The sequence below is a fragment of the Kitasatospora sp. MY 5-36 genome, assembly GCF_001182915.1.
GTDB lineage: Bacteria > Actinomycetota > Actinomycetes > Streptomycetales > Streptomycetaceae > Kitasatospora.
The window spans coordinates 1-2,138 of the sequence record NZ_LFVW01001066.1 but is presented as its reverse complement, the minus strand read 5'-3'; the positions used below and the strand labels follow the sequence as shown (position 1 = coordinate 2,138).

Here is a 2,138-nt window from a genome sequence, read left to right as displayed (position 1 = left end):
TCCACAGCCGCGGCCGAGCCCCCCACCCCCCGCCCCGAACCGGCCACCGCCGCCCGCTGACCAACCCCTCCCGAACGCCCGCCGGCTACCCGCCTGCGGGCGTTCGGCCGTTCCCGGCCTCTCGGCCCCGCCCGGTCTCCGGACCGGGGCGTACGGCGCTCCCGTGCGGGTAGGGAGCCGTTGGCCCGACTCGACCAGAGCGGGAGGAAGGGGACTGCCCGATGGTCGATTCCGACGGATTGCACTCCGCGATCGCCGCACAGATCGAAGCGTTCACGACGGCCGGCGGCACAGGCGTGCGCAGCGTCCTGGTGAAGACGCTCGACGGCCCCCGGCTCACCGTCGCCCACCGGGCGGACCTGGTGCTTCCTGCGGCGAGCCTGACCAAGATGATCCTCGGGGTGGCCCTCTTCGACTCGGCCGAACGCGGCGAGCTCGACCCCGATGAGCGCGTCCGGATCGGGGCCCTCCCGGGCACGATGTACCCGAGTGTGCTGCAGGCCCTCGACCCCGATTCGACCGTCACCGTACGGGAGTTGTGCGGGTTCGCCCTGGTGACCAGCGACAATCCGGCAGCCGAGCACGTACGCGCCGTCCTGGGCCAGGAGCGGATCGACGCCACGATCAAGGCCGTCGGACTGCACAGCACGACCTTCCCTGCCGGGTTCTCCGAGCGGGAACTCGGTCCGCTCGGCCGGGCCAACACCACGACCGCCGAGGACATGCTGAGGCTGGTCGAGTACATCGACCGGACGCCCCACCTCGAGCCGGTCCGCCGCTACCTGGTCAACTACCTGCGCAACGACCGGATTCCGTCCCGCCTGGACGACGACGTCCCGGTCCGGCACAAGACCGGAAGCCTGCGCGGCATCGTGAACGACGCGGGCATCGTCCTGCATCCCGTACACCGCGTCGCCATGGTCTTTCTGACCGAGGGGCAGGCGGACAACATTCGTACGGCACAGGAGATCGGGGAGGTCTCCGAACGCATCGTCCGGATCATCACAGAGGGGTCGGCGCTCTGACGCGGCCCACGGGGGTGGCGCGTGGCCTTGCCTCGTGAACGACAACTGCGCAAGATCCTCGCGCTGATCAACACCCTCGCATTGACGGTGGGGCTGGTCTGCGTGGTGACCGCGGCACTGATGACCCACCAGCAGGTCCTCGCCACCGTCCTCAGCCTCATCGGCGGCGCCTTCGTGTCGGCGGCGGCCGTCACCCTCGCGATCGGCTCCCTCACCGTACGGGAGACCACGGAACAGGTGGACAGCGCCGTACTTCGCGGCATGCAGGACGTCCTCGGTCCGGTGCGCGACCCGCTGTTCGCCGGAGCGCTGTCCGCCTACCGCTACGACTGCCTGCTCTCGCCCGCACCAAACGGCGACGCCCATCCGGACTACCTCTACCAGAGCTTCCGGATCTCCTACCGGATCGAGGCCCTGCCCGGAACGGTGACGATCGCCTGCCTCGCCTCCAACGACGACGCCGGCCTGGACGGCTTCACCGGGCCCGAGTGCCTGCTCCGGTGGATGATCGACGACAACCTGGATCCGGACGACCCGGAAGTCTTCACGGTCGGCACGGTCCGGGTCGACAACCGCGAACTGGAACGCGCGCCCGCCACGCACGAGGACGTCGTCGGCGGACGCGCCAGGGTCGAACACTTCCCGGTACCGCGCGAGGTTCAGGCCACCGCGGGCCACCTGGTGGAGCTGAGCGTCACGGCACGCAAGTTCGTGGGAAACGACCGACGGATTCGCGTGCAGGCCCAGGTGTTCCGCCATGTCACCGATGCCGAGTACCGGCTCACCGTTGATCCCGCGCTCCGGCCGACCCGCCTGAGCGTGAACGCGTCGGAGATCAGCGCGCTCGGGGCCGCCCACGGTGCGAGCGTCCGGGCCACCTTCCCCGCGCCGTTCAACAACACCGCCGGGCTGATCCAGCTCCCGTTCCCGCTCCAACCCGGCAGCGTCATGGCCTTCACCATCGACCGACACGTGGCCTGACCCGGCGCCCGGCCAGGGTCAGCCGGTGGCGCGGATGTAGATGTCGGCGGCGCCGGGGAGGCCGCCGGAGATGGTGGCGACGTAGATGCGGCGGGCGGTGGGGGTGTGGGTGGGGAGGGCGGTGGGGCTGGG

2 protein-coding genes are annotated in these 2,138 nt (G+C 70.6%); both read left to right on the top strand.

Translation table 11 applies throughout. From position 1 onward, the window contains the following. Window positions 1-221 precede the first annotated feature (221 nt). A complete protein-coding gene (locus AE652_RS40115; protein WP_049660655.1) occupies window positions 222-1,025 on the top strand; it encodes a serine hydrolase in 804 nt (267 codons plus the stop codon). A 21-nt stretch (window positions 1,026-1,046) separates the two neighbouring features. Beyond that, a complete protein-coding gene (locus AE652_RS40110; protein WP_159028709.1) occupies window positions 1,047-2,006 on the top strand; it encodes a hypothetical protein in 960 nt (319 codons plus the stop codon). Window positions 2,007-2,138: the final 132 nt, after the last annotated feature.

Excerpts from the sequence above, each read along its gene's own strand:
- AE652_RS40115 (WP_049660655.1), top strand. The coding sequence starts at position 222 with ATGGTCGATTCCGACGGATTGCACTCCGCGATCGCCGCACAGATCGAA.